13 protein-coding genes are annotated in these 13,856 nt (G+C 60.0%); 6 read left to right on the top strand and 7 right to left on the bottom strand.

The features are described 5' to 3' along the window. Nucleotides 1–157 precede the first annotated feature (157 nt). From QZ766_RS14935 to QZ766_RS14920, 4 genes are all read right to left on the bottom strand, one after another. Entirely contained in the window at nt 158–1,840 is a 1,683-nt protein-coding gene (locus tag QZ766_RS14935; protein WP_297203253.1) for an AsmA family protein, read from the bottom strand. 117 nt (nt 1,841–1,957) lie between these two features. Next, entirely contained in the window at nt 1,958–3,349 is a 1,392-nt protein-coding gene (locus QZ766_RS14930; RefSeq protein WP_297203251.1) for a uracil-xanthine permease family protein, read from the bottom strand. A gap of 142 nt (nt 3,350–3,491) precedes the next feature. After that, nucleotides 3,492–5,000, bottom strand: coding sequence for a glycerol kinase GlpK (gene glpK / locus QZ766_RS14925; RefSeq protein ID WP_297203249.1), 1,509 nt, complete (start codon nt 4,998–5,000; stop codon nt 3,492–3,494). 21 nt (nt 5,001–5,021) lie between these two features. Further along, a complete protein-coding gene (locus tag QZ766_RS14920; protein ID WP_297203247.1) occupies nt 5,022–5,870 on the bottom strand; it encodes an MIP/aquaporin family protein in 849 nt (282 codons plus the stop codon). A 435-nt stretch (nt 5,871–6,305) separates the two neighbouring features. On the opposite strand from QZ766_RS14920, the gene zapB reads away from it, so the two are divergent. The 5 genes from zapB to QZ766_RS14895 all read left to right on the top strand — a co-directional run bounded on the left by zapB (nt 6,306) and on the right by QZ766_RS14895 (nt 10,998). Further along, nucleotides 6,306–6,545 (top strand): septal ring assembly protein ZapB, encoded by a 240-nt coding sequence (zapB, locus tag QZ766_RS14915; protein WP_043081326.1) that lies wholly within the window; start codon nt 6,306–6,308, stop codon nt 6,543–6,545. Between the two features lie 162 nt (nt 6,546–6,707). Next, entirely contained in the window at nt 6,708–7,697 is a 990-nt protein-coding gene (locus QZ766_RS14910) for a sulfate ABC transporter substrate-binding protein (protein WP_297203244.1), read from the top strand. An 88-nt stretch (nt 7,698–7,785) separates the two neighbouring features. After that, the gene (locus QZ766_RS14905) at nt 7,786–8,544 is read left to right on the top strand and encodes a CDP-diacylglycerol diphosphatase (RefSeq protein ID WP_297203243.1); all 759 of its coding nucleotides are present in this window, start codon (nt 7,786–7,788) and stop codon (nt 8,542–8,544) included. Further along, nucleotides 8,541–9,629 carry an AAA family ATPase gene (locus tag QZ766_RS14900; RefSeq protein WP_297203241.1) on the top strand — a complete coding sequence of 363 codons (1,089 nt, stop codon included), beginning with the start codon at nt 8,541–8,543 and terminating at the stop codon, nt 9,627–9,629. The genes QZ766_RS14905 and QZ766_RS14900 overlap by 4 nt, the downstream gene beginning before the upstream one ends. A gap of 64 nt (nt 9,630–9,693) precedes the next feature. Continuing rightward, a complete protein-coding gene (locus QZ766_RS14895) occupies nt 9,694–10,998 on the top strand; it encodes an SLC13 family permease (RefSeq protein WP_297203239.1) in 1,305 nt (434 codons plus the stop codon). 40 nt (nt 10,999–11,038) lie between these two features. On the opposite strand, the gene tpiA is transcribed toward QZ766_RS14895, so the two are convergent. Then, nucleotides 11,039–11,806, bottom strand: a complete 768-nt coding sequence (gene tpiA, locus QZ766_RS14890; RefSeq protein ID WP_297203237.1) for a triose-phosphate isomerase — start codon at nt 11,804–11,806, stop codon at nt 11,039–11,041. Between the two features lie 108 nt (nt 11,807–11,914). Continuing rightward, nucleotides 11,915–12,505, bottom strand: a complete 591-nt coding sequence (locus QZ766_RS14885) for a DUF1454 family protein (RefSeq protein WP_297203235.1) — start codon at nt 12,503–12,505, stop codon at nt 11,915–11,917. A 113-nt stretch (nt 12,506–12,618) separates the two neighbouring features. On the opposite strand from QZ766_RS14885, the gene QZ766_RS14880 reads away from it, so the two are divergent. Further along, nucleotides 12,619–13,038: a DUF805 domain-containing protein gene (locus tag QZ766_RS14880; RefSeq protein ID WP_297203233.1), complete on the top strand. Its 420-nt coding sequence runs from the start codon at nt 12,619–12,621 to the stop codon at nt 13,036–13,038. On the opposite strand, the gene fpr is transcribed toward QZ766_RS14880, so the two are convergent. Continuing rightward, nucleotides 13,039–13,785 carry a ferredoxin--NADP(+) reductase gene (gene fpr / locus QZ766_RS14875; protein WP_297203231.1) on the bottom strand — a complete coding sequence of 249 codons (747 nt, stop codon included), beginning with the start codon at nt 13,783–13,785 and terminating at the stop codon, nt 13,039–13,041. Between the last annotated feature and the right edge of the window lie 71 nt (nt 13,786–13,856).

Below are 13,856 nucleotides of genomic sequence, written 5' to 3'. Positions count from 1 at the left end.
GCAGTTACCACACTCTTTGAGCGCAAAATTTATCGAACAAACGTACCCTGACTGGTGATTTGAGAATAATCCATATAACAATCATGCGATTAGCGCAGTTTGGTATTCACAAAAATTATCGGGGGATTGGCGCGCGATCTCCCGATATCCGGCCGCGCTACTGCGCCGCGCCGCCGGTGCTTGCCTGTCCTTCGCGCACGACCTGCATGACCGTCTGCCCGCTGGCGTTTACCCCGCGCAGCTCGCCGTTCACCGTTGGCTTCATTGCGGTGCCGGGCTGCAGGCTGCCGCTGGCGCGCAGCTGGAGGTTGCCTTCGCCGGTAACGTTCAGCGGCGGCCAGCCCCAGGGCTGCAGGATATTCATCGGTACGCCGCGGCCGTTGAGGCTAACGGTCGCCTGGCGCTGCGGCAGCTGGGAGATGACAGCGGTCGCATCGAGCATACCGCGGCCGGTATAGGCGTTCATCGCGCTGATATTGAGCGTCGAGCTGTTGGCCGCCAGCTTCAGCGAAGGGCGGCGCAGATCGACCCGATTAAAGGTGGCCGACGCGCCGCTCAGCGCCAGGCTGCCGCGCCAGATGCCCCAGCGGCCGCTCTGCGCCAGCTGTATGGCGTCGCCGCTGCCCTCAAGAGAGGTGATCTGCCATGGAAAATCCGGATCGATGTCGATAATCAGATTGCGGCTGGTGCTGAATTTGTTCACGGTCACGCTCTGCAGCCAGGCGGGGAGCGGCTGCTGCATCAGCTGCCGCCAGTTGTCCGGCAGCGTGTACTCCAGCCCTGCCGCGGACAGGTCGTCCAGCACCAGCGTGCTGCCCTCGCGCAGCCACTGGCCCGAGGCGCGCACCGTGCCGCGCTCCCAGCGGGAGGTGAACTGGCGCAGGGCGATGCCGCGCGGTGAAAATTCGGCGTTAACGATGGGATCGGTCAGGTTCAGGCCGCCCAGAATAAACTCGCTGGCGTTCATCGACAGGCGCCCGTCCTCGCTCTGCCAGCCGCCCTGGCGAAAGGTCAGATTGCGCAGGCTGAGATCCAGATCGGTCACCGACCAGTCCGGACCCTGCAGGCTGGCGTTAGCTACCTCCAGTCGGCCAATCGCCAGCGATGGAATGTGCGACAGCGGCGCGAAAAAGTCGCCGAAGGCGCGATCGCTTTGCAGCCGCACCTCGCTCAGGCGCAGGGTATCTATCTGCCAGCTGCCGTCCGCGCCGCGGGTGGCGCGCCCGCTCAGGGAGCCGCGGGAAATATCGGCGCTAAGCGTATTAAGAGTAGTAATGCCGCCGTCGATGCGCCCCTGAACCAGCAGGTTTTTCATCGGTACGCCGTCAAAGGTTGCGGACGCGGCGCTGAGCTGTACCTGCGCCTGTTTGCCTAGCAGATTGTCCGCCTCGGGCTGCCAGGGCGCAACGCTGCCGCTGACCTGCTGTGCGCTCAGATCCCCGCCGGTTAGCGTCATATTATTGAGCCGCAGCGCGTCGGCCTGAAAGGGCAGGGCGGCGGCAGGCGCGGCGATGTTAAGCGTGCCGTCCTGCAGCGTAAGCGCGCCAAAATGTAGCGGCGCGGTGAGCTGGCGGCTGCTCAGGCCGATATCAACGCGCCCGGCAGCAAGCGTATCGGGCTGGCCGCGGCGGCCAAAGGCAACATGGACTAACTGGATCTGCGAGGGTGAAGAGAAGTGGTGCTCCATCTTATCGAAGGTCAGATGGTAGTCGCTGCCTGCCGAGATCCAGCGGCTTACCTGATGCGCGCCCCAGCGCGTCTGCACCAGAAAATAGACCACTGCAACAGCCGCAAGCGCGGCGATGGCTAACCAGAGCAACAGCTTTCCGAGAAATTTCATCGCTTTTCATCCTGAGAGACACACAGGGCAGTTATGCCCGATTTATGCGCGATCCTCAAGGACGCAATCCGCGATGTGGCGGGCCCGGCGGCAGATGCGCTGCCGCCGGGCGAGGGATCAGGCCTTTTCCTGCGGGAAGACCAGATTCAGAACAATCGCGGTGATGCCGCCGGCGGCGATTCCGGAGGAGAACAGGTTTTTCAGCCAGTCTGGTGCGAACTGCAGGATCTGCGGCTGCTGCGAAACGCCGAGGCCGACGGCCAGCGACAGGGCGAGGATCATGATTGCCCGCCGGTTCAGCGGCTCGCGGGAGACGATGCGCACGCCGGAGGCGGCGATAGTGCCGAACATCACCAGCGTCGCGCCACCGAGCACCGGCTCGGGGATATGCTGCACGAAGCCGCTCACGGCCGGAAACAGGCCGAGGGCGATAAGCATCAGGGCCACCACGAAGCCGACGTAGCGGCTGGCCACGCCGGTCAGCTGGATCACGCCGTTGTTCTGGCCGAAGCAGGAGTTGGGGAAGGTGTTAAATACCGCCGATACACAGGAATTCAGCCCGTTCGCCAGCACGCCGCCCTTCAGGCGCTTCATGTACAGCGGGCCGGATACCGGCTGCTCGGAAACATCAGAGGTGGCGGTAATGTCGCCGATTGTTTCCAGGGAGGTGATCATAAATACCAGCATCAGCGGCAGGAGCAGGCTCCAGTCGATGCCCAGACCGTAATAGAGCGGCGTCGGCACCACGATTAGCGGCTGGTTCACCGGCAAGGTCTCTGCGGGCAGCATGCCCATAAACCAGGCCAGCAGATAGCCCGCAGCCATTGCGATGACCAGCGAAGCGATGCGCAGGTAGGGATTGCGCTGGCGGTTGAGCAGAATAATCAGCCCCAGCACCACGCCCGCCAGCAGCAGATTTTTCGGTGCGCCGAAGCTGTGGTCGGCTATCGCCGCGTAGCCGCCGCCGATAGAGGTCAGGCCCACCTGAATCAGCGACAGGCCGATGATCATCACCACCACGCCGGAAACCAGCGGCGTGATGATCCGCCGCGCCAGGTGCAGCACCCGGGAGATAACCATTTCCGTGCAGCTCGCCAGCATCAGGGTGCCGAACAGCGCCGCCATCATGGTCGGCACGTCCGCGCCGCCGGTTTTCAGAGCGGTACCGCCCATGATCAGCGGCGCCACGAAGTTGAAGCTGGTGCCCTGAATCGACAGCAGCCCGGAGCCTACCGGCCCCCAGGCTTTGATCTGAATGACGGAGGCCACTCCGGAGGCAAACAGCGACATGCTGATGATGTGCTGGGTATCGTGTGCCGGTAGACCCAGGGCCTGGCAAATCAGCAGTGCCGGGGTGATAACGGCCACAAACATCGCCAGCAGATGCTGGAAAGCGGCAAAAAGCGTTTGCGGGAGCGGGGGGCGGTCTTCAAGACGGTAGATGAGCTCGCTGTTCTGCGTCTGCCCGGCTGCCTGGGCGGATGCGGATTCGAGGGTGTTCGCTGACATTGCAGAGATAATCCCGTGTTGGAAAAGGGGGAATTTTAACGGACTGCCAGGCAAAAGCAAACGTTTGCCAGTAATATTTAGCGCGGCGCTAAAATGAAAAAGGCCGGGAGTTACCCGGCCTGAACGATACGCGCTGTAGATATCAGTCGTCGCTGTCTTCCCACGCCATCGCGCGCTTAACGGCTTTCTGCCAGCCTTTATAGCGGTAGTTGCGCTCGCTGGACTCGATCCCCGGGCGGAACTCGCGCTCGATGACCGCTTTTTCCTGCAGCTCGTCGAGATTCTGCCAGAAGCCCACCGCCAGCCCCGCCAGATAGGCGGCGCCCAGCGCGGTCACTTCTTTCACTTCCGGACGCTCAACGCGGGTGCCGAGAATATCGGACTGGAACTGCATCAGGAAGTTGTTGGCAACCGCGCCGCCGTCTACCCGCAGGGCGTGCAGGCGGATGCCGGAGTCGGCCTGCATCGCTTCCAGCACGTCGCGGGTCTGGTAGGCGATGGATTCCAGCGTTGCGCGGATAATGTGGTTCGAGTTCACACCGCGGGTCAGGCCGAAGATCGCGCCGCGGGCGTACGGATCCCAGTAGGGCGCGCCGAGGCCGGTAAAGGCCGGAACTACGTACACGCCGTTGGTATCCTTCACTTTGGTGGCGAAATACTCCGAGTCGAACGCGTCGTTAATCAGCTTCATCTCGTCGCGCAGCCACTGAATGGACGCGCCGGCCATAAACACCGCGCCTTCCAGCGCGTAGTTCACTTCGCCGCTCGGGCCGCAGGCGATAGTAGTCAGCAGGCCATTCTCCGATTTCACCGCTTTCTCGCCGGTGTTCATCAGCATAAAGCAGCCGGTGCCGTAGGTGTTTTTCGCCATTCCCTCTTTCACGCACAGCTGGCCAAACAGCGCCGCCTGCTGGTCACCGGCGATGCCGGCGATAGGAATACGGGTGCCTCCTTTACCGCCGATGTTGGTCTTGCCGTACACTTCGGAAGATTTGCGCACTTCCGGCAGCATGGCGCGCGGGATGTCCAGCGCCTCCAGCATTTTGTCGTCCCAGTCCAGCTCGTGAATATTGAAGAGCATGGTGCGGGAGGCGTTGGTGTAGTCGGTGACGTGAACGCGGCCCTGGGTCATGCGCCAGATAAGCCACGTGTCTACGGTGCCGAACAGCAGCTCGCCTTTTTTGGCCCGCTCGCGGGCGCCTTCAACGTGGTCGAGGATCCACTTCACTTTGGTGCCGGAGAAATACGGGTCGATAACCAGCCCGGTGGCGCTGCGGATATAGTCTTCCATGCCCTCGCGCTTCAGTTTGGCGCAGATATCCGCGGTGCGGCGGCACTGCCAGACGATGGCGTTGTAAATCGGCTTGCCGGTTTCGCGATCCCAGACGATGGTGGTTTCGCGCTGGTTGGTGATACCAATCGCCGCCACCTGATCGGAGTCGATGTCCGCTTTCGCCAGCGCCTCAATCAGGGTGGAGCTTTGGGAGGCCCAGATTTCCATCGGGTCGTGCTCAACCCAGCCCGGCTTCGGATAAATTTGTTCAAATTCGCGCTGGGAAACGCTGATGATATTGGCGTCGTGGTCCATTACTACGGCGCGGGAGCTGGTGGTGCCCTGGTCGAGCGCAACGATATATTTTTTGTCAGTCATGATGCTTTTTCCCGTGAAAAATTACAGCGAAGCGTTTTGCTGCGCGTTACCGGATGTCGTCTCTTTTTCTTCTGTGGCGCAAACGTCGCAGGGCAGATGGCGGCCAATCAGCTTACGGTAGCTGAACGCGCCCAGCGCGGCACCGACGATGGGCGCAAACAGCGGCACCACGAAGTAAGGAATATCTTTACCGCCGGTAAAGGCCACTTCGCCCCAGCCCGCAAGCCAGGCGAAGGTTTTAGGCCCCAGATCGCGCGCCGGATTCATCGCAAAGCCGGTCAGCGGACCCATTGAGGCACCGATAACGGCGATCAATAGGCCGATTAACAGCGGGGCCAGCGGGCCGCGCGGAATGCCGTTGCCGTCGTCAGTCAGCGCCAGGATAACGCCCATCAGGATGGCGGTGATCACCATTTCAACAGCGAATGCCTGCACAAAGTTAATGTGCGGGTTCGGGTAGGTGGAGAAAATCCCCGCCAGATCGAGGCTTGCCACGCTGCCGCGCACCATATTGTGCGTCTGTTCGAAATCATAGAAAAGGTTGTAGTAAAGGCCGTATACCAGCGCTGCGGCGCAAAACGCGCCGGCAAACTGGGCGATGATAAACGGCACCACTTTGCGGCCGTCGAAGCAGGCAAACAGCCACAGCGCAATGGTCACCGCCGGATTGAGGTGCGCCCCGGAGACGCCGGCCGTCAGGTAGATAGCCATCGCTACGCCCAGGCCCCAGATAATACTGATTTCCCACTGGCCGAAGCTGGCGCCCGCCACTTTGAGCGCGGCAACGCAGCCTACGCCAAAGAAAATCAACAAGCCGGTACCGAGGAACTCGGCAATGCACTGGCCTTTCAAGGTTGATGTTTGACTCATAATCGGATCCTGAAGACGAATTAATGATTATTGTGAACATGGAAGTGATAAGCCGACCATGCCGCCATGTAGGTGTAGTGTTAATTTATCGTTAACGAACAAAAACGAGAAATATCGAAATTGAAATATGTGTACCCCGTCATAAAATGAGCGTTTTCGCGCAGTTTTTAGCACATTCTTATCGGCTCCCGGCGGTGCCGGACTCGTCTTTTTTAACGAATCTATTAACATTTACCGCTAACGCTTTCGGATATGGCCAGGCATAAGCCGAAAAGTGTTGCAAACCGCAATCTGCGCGCCCTGGCGCTGGACAGGGGCGGCGGGGCTTCATACAATCGGATGCAATAGTGTTGTACGCTAATTCTTAAGGCGTCCGAGGGTTCGGGACGAGCGAAAACTAATTCAACGCCTTGCATATTCAGGAGAGGTAAGACCATGTCTTTAGAAGTTTTTGAGAAACTGGAAGCGAAAGTCCAGCAGGCGATTGATACCATTACGCTGTTGCAGATGGAAATTGAAGAGCTGAAAGAGAAGAACAACGCTCTGTCACAGGACGTGCAGAACGCCCAGCACGGTCGCGAAGAGCTGGAGCGCGAAAACAATCAGCTGAAAGAGCAGCAGCACGGCTGGCAGGAGCGTCTGCAGGCGCTGCTGGGCCGCATGGAAGAAGTCTAAGTTAGCCAACACCCTTCTACGGAAGGGTGATTTATTTCCCCGTCAGCATTCCCTTCTTTCTTATACCCTCTGGTTATAGCCAATCTTTTTTTATTCTTTAATCATCAGAATTGTTTCTGGCACGCTAGCCGCATCTCAACACAACGAATAAGAGAACGGCTGATGAAAAAGTGGAGCGTGGGGTTAACTCTTCTGCTGGCGTCCGCCAGCATTATGGCAAAGGATATCCAGCTGCTGAACGTGTCGTACGATCCCACCCGGGAGCTGTACGATCAGTACAACAAAGCATTTAGCGCCCACTGGAAACAGCAAACCGGCGATAACGTCGTGATCCGCCAGTCCCACGGCGGCTCCGGTAAGCAGGCGACCTCGGTGATTAACGGTATCGAAGCGGATGTGGTCACTCTGGCGCTGGCCTACGACGTGGACGCCATCGCCGAACGCGGGCGCATCGAGAAAGACTGGATCAAGCGCCTGCCGGATAACTCCGCGCCCTATACGTCTACCATCGTTTTCCTGGTGCGCAAGGGCAATCCGAAGCAAATCCACGACTGGAATGACCTGGTGAAGCCCGGCGTTTCGGTGATTACCCCGAACCCGAAAAGCTCCGGCGGCGCGCGCTGGAACTATCTCGCGGCCTGGGGCTATGCCCTGCACCACAATAACGGCGACCAGGCCAAAGCGCAGGACTTCGTGAAAGCGCTGTATAAAAACGTGGAAGTGCTGGACTCCGGCGCGCGCGGAGCCACCAATACCTTCGTTGAGCGCGGCATCGGCGACGTGCTGATTGCCTGGGAAAACGAAGGGCTGCTGGCGACCAAAGAGCTGGGCAAAGACAAATTCGAAATCGTCACCCCGAGCGAGTCTATCCTCGCCGAGCCGACGGTTTCCGTAGTCGATAAAGTGGTCGACAAGAAAGGAACCCGCCAGGTGGCGGAAGCCTACCTGAAATACCTCTACTCGCCGGAAGGTCAGGATATCGTGGCGAAGAACTTCTATCGCCCGCGGGATCCGCAGGTGGCGCAGAAGTACGCCAGCGAGTTTCCGAAGCTGAAGCTGTTTACCATCGACGAGGTGTTCGGCGGCTGGACAAAGGCGCAGAAAGAGCACTTCTCCAACGGCGGAACCTTCGATCAGATCAACAAACGCTAAGTTTTACGTGCGGCCCTGCGGGGCCGTTTTCCATTTGGCCTTCATTTTGCGTTACCCTTGAGCTCCTGATTTTTCCGGAGAGCGCATAATGAAACGATGGCGATATGGATTTCTGGCAGCCGTGCTGGTAGTAGCCGGTGCAGCAGGTGGCTGGCTGTGGCTCCACCACGGAGATCCCGATACGCTGCGCCATTTCGTGATTGATGAGTGCGTGCCCAACCAGCAGCACCACCGCTCGCCTCTGCCCTGCGAATCGGTCAATTTGCCCGGCGGCTACGCGCTGTTTAAAGACCGTAACGGCCCGCTGCAGTATCTGCTGATGCCCACTTACCGCATTAACGGTATCGAAAGCCCGCTCCTGCTCGATCCCCGCACGCAAAACTTCTTCTGGCAGGCCTGGCAAAACCGTCAGGTAATGAGCGCCCGGCGCGGCTCGCCGGTGCCGGACTCCGCCGTTGCGCTGGCGATTAACTCCCGCAGCGGCCGCACGCAAAACCATTTCCATATTCATATCTCCTGCCTGCGTCCCGCCGCGCGCGAGCACCTGAATGCGCTGGCTTCGTCGATAAGCGGGCGCTGGACGACGTTGCCCAACGGACTGGCGGGGCACGATTATCTCGCCCGCCGGGTGAATGAAAGCGAGCTGGCGCAGAGGAGCCCGTTTCTGATGCTGGCTGACGAAGTGCCGGGGGCCCGGGAGCACATGGGCCGCTACTCGCTGGCGATCGTGCGCCAGCGCGACGGCAGCTTCGTGCTGCTGGCCACCGAGCGCGACCTGCTGATGATGAATCTCGGCACAGCGGAGGACATTCAGGATCACACGTGCCGCATTCTGGAGGCGCAATGATCCACAGTGTCTCTATCGAAAACTACCGCTCGGCCCGCAAGGTGGCGTTTGAGCTCGGCCAGCTCAACCTGGTTTTCGGCGCTAACGGCGCGGGGAAATCCAATATCTACAATGCCCTGCGCCTGATCCACAGCGCCGCGGAAGGCCGGATCGCCGCCAGGCTGGCGGACGAAGGCGGTATTCAGAAAGCGATGTGGGCAGGCGATACGAAGGTCGGTGAAATCCGGCGCGTCATGCTCTCTGTCGATACCGACGACTTCAGCTACGAACTCCAGCTTGGCTATCCGGACAGGATCCCCTATCCGACTTTTTTCAAACTGGATCCGGTGGTGAAAGAGGAGAATCTGTGGCTGGCGGGCTTCGGGCGACGACCCTCGTCGATGGTGATGAAGCGGCGCAACCAGACGGTGTTTCTGACCAACGTCGAGGGAGAAAAGATAACCTATCCCGCGTCGCTGTACGAAAACGAGTCGGTGTTCGGCCAGATTGGCGAGCCGCACCGCTATCCCGACGCGTCCAGCGCGAGGGAGTTTATCCGCAACTGGCGCTTCTACCACGAGTTTGCGATCTCCGGCGGCTCGCCGCTGCGGGTGCCGCAGGTGGGTTACCGCTCGCCGGTGCTCTCCAGCGACGGCGCGAATCTGGCGGCCGCATTTCGCACCATTGAAGAGGTGGGCAACGCGGAGCTGCTGCGGGAGATCCTGGCGAAGGCTTTTCCGCAGTGTACCTTCGAGGTCACCCTGAGCGACGGTCGTTTTCTGATGCAGATGTACCGCCAGGGGCTGAGGCGGCCGCTGGAGGCGGCAGAAATGTCGGACGGCACGCTGCGCTTTTTGTGCCTGGCGGTGGCGCTGCTGAGCCCGCGCCCGCCGGCGTTTATTGCCCTCAACGAGCCGGAAAACAGTCTCCATCAGGACATGCTGCCGGCGCTGGCGATGCTGATTGCCGAAGCCAGCCGCGAGACGCAAATCTGGCTCACCAGCCACTCGACCGTGCTGGCAAAGCTCATCAAGGCCCACGTTGGCTTCAGCCTTTTTGAGCTGAGCATTGACGACGGCGCGTCTGATATTGTGCAAATAGACTGATCCCGGGCGTTTACCTGTTCTTCCCGCCGTCGTAGACTCGCTTAAAAAAACGACGGAGACAGGTATGTCGCTCTGGTTAACCCACCCTCTGTTTTTACCCTCGCTGATAGTCGGCCTTACCCTCGTTCTCTGGGCCACGTCGCTGCTGCCCGAGTTTATTACCGCCCTGCTGTTTTTCACCGCGGCGATGGCGGCCAAAATCGCGCCGCCGGAAGTGATTTTCGGCGGTTTTGCCTCTTCGGCATTCTGGCTGGTGTTCAGCGGCTTTGTGCTGGGGATCGCCATCCGCAAAACGGGTCTTGCGGACAGAGTCGCCCGAATGCTCTCAGCCCGCCTTACCGGCTCATGGCCGAAAATGGTCGCCAGCGTGGTGCTGCTGAGCTACGCCCTGGCGTTCGTGATGCCCTCTAACATGGGGCGCATCGCGCTGTTGATGCCGATTGTGGCGGCGATGGCGGCGCGGGCCGGCATTCACGAAGGCACGCGGAGCTGGCACGGGCTGGCGCTGGCGGTGGGGTTTGGTACCTTCCAGCTGTCAGCGACGATCCTCCCGGCAAACGTGCCGAACCTGGTGATGAGCGGCGCCGCAGAGGGTGCTTATGGCATCCATCTCAACTATTTGCCTTATCTTTTGCTGCATACGCCGGTACTCGCCTGGCTGAAAGGAACGCTGCTGGTGGCGCTGATCTGCTGGCTGTTTCCGGGAAAGCCGCAGCCGCCGGAAGCCGCGCCGCCGCCGGGTCCGATGAGCGCAGATGAAAAGCGACTGGCGTGGCTGCTGGCGGTAGTGCTGGCGCTGTGGGTAACCGAAAGCTGGCACGGTATCGGCCCGGCGTGGACCGGTCTGGCGGCCGCCTGCGTTACGCTGCTGCCGAGAGTGGGATTTATCGACGGCGAGGCGTTTTCTTCCGGGGTTAACATCCGCACCTGCATTTACGTCGCGGGTATTCTCGGCCTGGCCATCACCGTTACCCGTACCGGCATTGGCGAAGCGGTCGGGCAGGCGCTGATGCGGGTGATGCCGCTGGATGCAGACGCGCCCTTTACCAGCTTTCTGGCACTGACCGGCATCACGTCGGCGCTTAATTTCATCATGACCGCTAACGGCGTGCCCGCGCTTTACACCACCTTTGCCGGCAGCTTTGCCGACGCGACCGGATTCCCGCTGCTGAGCGTGATTATGATTCAGGTGCTGGGCTACTCCACGCCGCTGCTGCCGTATCAGGCCTCGCCGATTGTGGTGGCGATGGCGCTCGGCAAGGTGCCGGTCAGATCCGGGATGCTGCTGTGTATCGCGCTGGCGCTGGTGAGCTATCTGCTGCTGCTGCCGCTGGATTACCTGTGGTATCAGCTGCTGGGGAAACTGTAGGAGGGGAGTATCCCTCGCCCGGTGGGGCGAGGGAGGAGCATTACGCCTGTTTAGCGGCTTCTGCAGCTTTCACGATGGTCGCGAATGCGTCTGCTTTCAGAGAAGCACCGCCAACCAGCGCGCCGTCAATGTCCGGCTGGCCGAACAGCTCGGCCGCGTTGCCCGCGTTTACGGAGCCGCCGTACTGGATGATAACCTGCTCGGCGATTTTCGCGTCAGCTTTGGCAATGTGGTCGCGGATGAATTTGTGAACCGCCTGCGCCTGCGCCGGGGTTGCGGATTTGCCGGTGCCGATAGCCCAAACTGGCTCGTAAGCAATAACCACGCCTTCAAACGCCGCTGCACCCTGGGTTTTCAGCACTGCGTCAATCTGGCGCGCGCACACTTCTTCGGTTTTGCCCGCTTCGTTTTCTGCTTCGGTTTCACCGATGCACAGTACCGGGATCAGGCCCTGCTCTTTCAGCACGGCAAATTTTTTGGCGATCAGCTCGTCGGATTCTTTGTGGTAGGTACGGCGCTCGGAGTGGCCAATGATGATGTATTTTGCGCCAACATCTTTCAGCATTTCGGCGGAGGTTTCGCCGGTGAATGCGCCGGACAGGTTCAGGTCAACGTTCTGCGCGCCCAGGTTGATGTGGCTGCCGCCCGCGGCGTGCTTAGCCAGATCGATGTACATTTCCGGCGGCGCGATAGCCACGTCGCAGCCTGAAACGCCAGCCAGTTCGGTACGCAGGTTCGCGACCAGTTCGTTTACCATTTTACGGCTGCCGTTCAGTTTCCAGTTACCCATCACTAATGGATGTCGCATGTTAAATCTCCTCGCTGCTAGGGCGAATTAAGGATTATGGCCGCCCGCAGGGCGGCATGGTCTGTGAAACAGTATAGAGATCGGACGATGGAAAGGCTTTGCTTTTTGTCATTTATTGCTCTCTTCCAGCGTCTCTGATAGCGCCAGCTTAATCGGTTCAACCGCGAAGGTCAGCCCTTTATCGCCGCCGTCTGCCACAACATAGCGCAGCGCGCCTTCCGTGTTTGCGTAGTAGCGCCGGTTTTTACCGGCAGCCAGCAACTTCTGCAGTTTCTGACTGCTCTGGGCTTTGGTAATTCCGGGGGTAAAGATGCGCAGCGTGGCGCTCATGTACTCCAGCGCTTTGGCCCGGGCCGCTTTTTGCTCCGGGCCCTGAATAGGCAGCCAGGTTATCTGCATTGATTTTATCTTCAGCGTGCCGCGCTCCAGCGCGGTGGACGCGTACAGATTTTCGCTGATCTTGCTGGCGGCGCGGGTCAGGTTAACCCGATCGCTGTTGCCGGAGATGGCGTGGAATTCGTTCAGGGGGAGCGTCGGGTTTTCGGCGTTGAATTTTTCGCGAAACTGGCTGATGGAGAGATCGAACGCCGGCGCGCCGGAAAGCAAATAGGACGCGGTGGCGGGCGCGGCAAATACCGGGCCCGACGATGCAGCCAGAGCCGTTACCCCGGTCAGACACAACGCGATCCATCTCTTCATTAACGATACCTGTGATTTTTTTAGCCATGATTAAAGCGGGAAACGGTCCCGCTTGTCAAAGAGTGGCGGCTCCAGGGTAAACTACGGCGGATGATAATAATAAGGAAAAACCGATGACCCTACAGCAGTGGTTATTCTCAATTAAGGGGCGCATCGGGCGCCGCGACTTCTGGATATGGATGGGGCTCTGGCTGCTGGCGATGCTGGTACTGTTTGCCGCCGCGGCCCGGGACTGGCTCACGCTGCAAACGGCCGCCTTTGCGCTGGTGTGCCTGCTGTGGCCAACCGCGGCGGTTACCGTCAAAAGGCTTCACGATCGCGGCAGATCGGGCCTGTGGGCGCTGCTGCTGATCCTGGCCTGGATGCTGCTCGCCGGTAACTGGGCGATGCTCTCCGGCCTCTGGGCATGGGCGCTGGGCCGCGTGGTGCCGACGGTAATTCTTATTCTGCTGCTGGTTGAGCTGGGTGCCATCACGGGCACCCGGGGGGAGAATAAATACGGCAAGGCGACGCTGGCGGTGAAATACCGCTGATTACCAGTAGTTTTCCGAGGTAATGTGCCCCGGACGTCGGCGTAAATGTTTCGCCATCTGCCGGGTCTCTTTCAGCAGCGTCTGGGTATCCCGCACCATCTGCGGGTTGCCGCACAGCATGACGTGGCTGTTATCGGTGGTCATCGACAGGCCCACCGCCGCTTCCAGCTCGCCGCTCTCAATCAGCGCCGGCACGCGGCCCGTCAGGGAGCCAGGCGCTGTCTCCCGGCTGACCACGGTTTGAATACGCAGTTTGCCTTCGTAGCGCTGCTCCAGCTCCCGCATCAGGGGCAGATAGCTGAGATCGGCTTCATAGCGCGCGGCGTGTACCAGCACAATATTCTGGAAGCGTTTGAGATCTTTGCCTTCCTGCAAAATAGACAGATAAGGCCCGAGCCCGGTGCCGGTGGCCAGCATCCAGAGCGTGTCGCAGTCCGGCAGTTCGTCCAGCACGAAGAAGCCTGCGGGTTCGCTGACCAGCTGCAGCTCGTCGCCGGGCTTCAGGGCCGCCAGATGCGGACTCAGCTTGCCCTCGGGAACGGTCACCAGATAAAACTCAAGATCGGGATTGTGGGGCGCGTTGAGATAGGAGTAGGCGCGCTGCACGCGCTCGCCGTTGATTTCCAGGCCAAGCTTGCCGTATTGCCCGGCAGCAAAGGGGTGAACGGGTGCGTGAACAATCAGACTAAACAGGGCGTCCGTCCATTGCTCGACTCTGATAACTTTTCCGGTAACCCAGGTTGCCATATTCCCCTCCTCAACGGCGTTAATGACTCTATCTTCGCCAGATGAGAACGGGATTTCCAGCCCGCAGGGGC

This window comes from uncultured Pluralibacter sp. (genome assembly GCF_913775985.1).
In the GTDB taxonomy this organism is placed as follows: domain Bacteria; phylum Pseudomonadota; class Gammaproteobacteria; order Enterobacterales; family Enterobacteriaceae; genus Pluralibacter.
The sequence above is the reverse complement of the archived record's forward strand: the minus strand, read 5'-3'. Positions and strand labels throughout refer to the sequence as shown.

What these genes read in the sequence shown, in the direction of transcription:
- QZ766_RS14935 (WP_297203253.1), bottom strand. Translation starts at nt 1,840, where the DNA reads ATGAAATTTCTCGGAAAGCTGTTGCTCTGGTTAGCCATCGCCGCGCTT.
- QZ766_RS14930 (WP_297203251.1), bottom strand. Translation starts at nt 3,349, where the DNA reads ATGTCAGCGAACACCCTCGAATCCGCATCCGCCCAGGCAGCCGGGCAG.
- glpK (WP_297203249.1), bottom strand. Translation starts at nt 5,000, where the DNA reads ATGACTGACAAAAAATATATCGTTGCGCTCGACCAGGGCACCACCAGC.
- QZ766_RS14920 (WP_297203247.1), bottom strand. Translation starts at nt 5,870, where the DNA reads ATGAGTCAAACATCAACCTTGAAAGGCCAGTGCATTGCCGAGTTCCTC.
- zapB (WP_043081326.1), top strand. Translation starts at nt 6,306, where the DNA reads ATGTCTTTAGAAGTTTTTGAGAAACTGGAAGCGAAAGTCCAGCAGGCG.
- QZ766_RS14910 (WP_297203244.1), top strand. Translation starts at nt 6,708, where the DNA reads ATGAAAAAGTGGAGCGTGGGGTTAACTCTTCTGCTGGCGTCCGCCAGC.
- QZ766_RS14905 (WP_297203243.1), top strand. Translation starts at nt 7,786, where the DNA reads ATGAAACGATGGCGATATGGATTTCTGGCAGCCGTGCTGGTAGTAGCC.
- QZ766_RS14900 (WP_297203241.1), top strand. Translation starts at nt 8,541, where the DNA reads ATGATCCACAGTGTCTCTATCGAAAACTACCGCTCGGCCCGCAAGGTG.
- QZ766_RS14895 (WP_297203239.1), top strand. Translation starts at nt 9,694, where the DNA reads ATGTCGCTCTGGTTAACCCACCCTCTGTTTTTACCCTCGCTGATAGTC.
- tpiA (WP_297203237.1), bottom strand. Translation starts at nt 11,806, where the DNA reads ATGCGACATCCATTAGTGATGGGTAACTGGAAACTGAACGGCAGCCGT.
- QZ766_RS14885 (WP_297203235.1), bottom strand. Translation starts at nt 12,505, where the DNA reads ATGAAGAGATGGATCGCGTTGTGTCTGACCGGGGTAACGGCTCTGGCT.
- QZ766_RS14880 (WP_297203233.1), top strand. Translation starts at nt 12,619, where the DNA reads ATGACCCTACAGCAGTGGTTATTCTCAATTAAGGGGCGCATCGGGCGC.
- fpr (WP_297203231.1), bottom strand. Translation starts at nt 13,785, where the DNA reads ATGGCAACCTGGGTTACCGGAAAAGTTATCAGAGTCGAGCAATGGACG.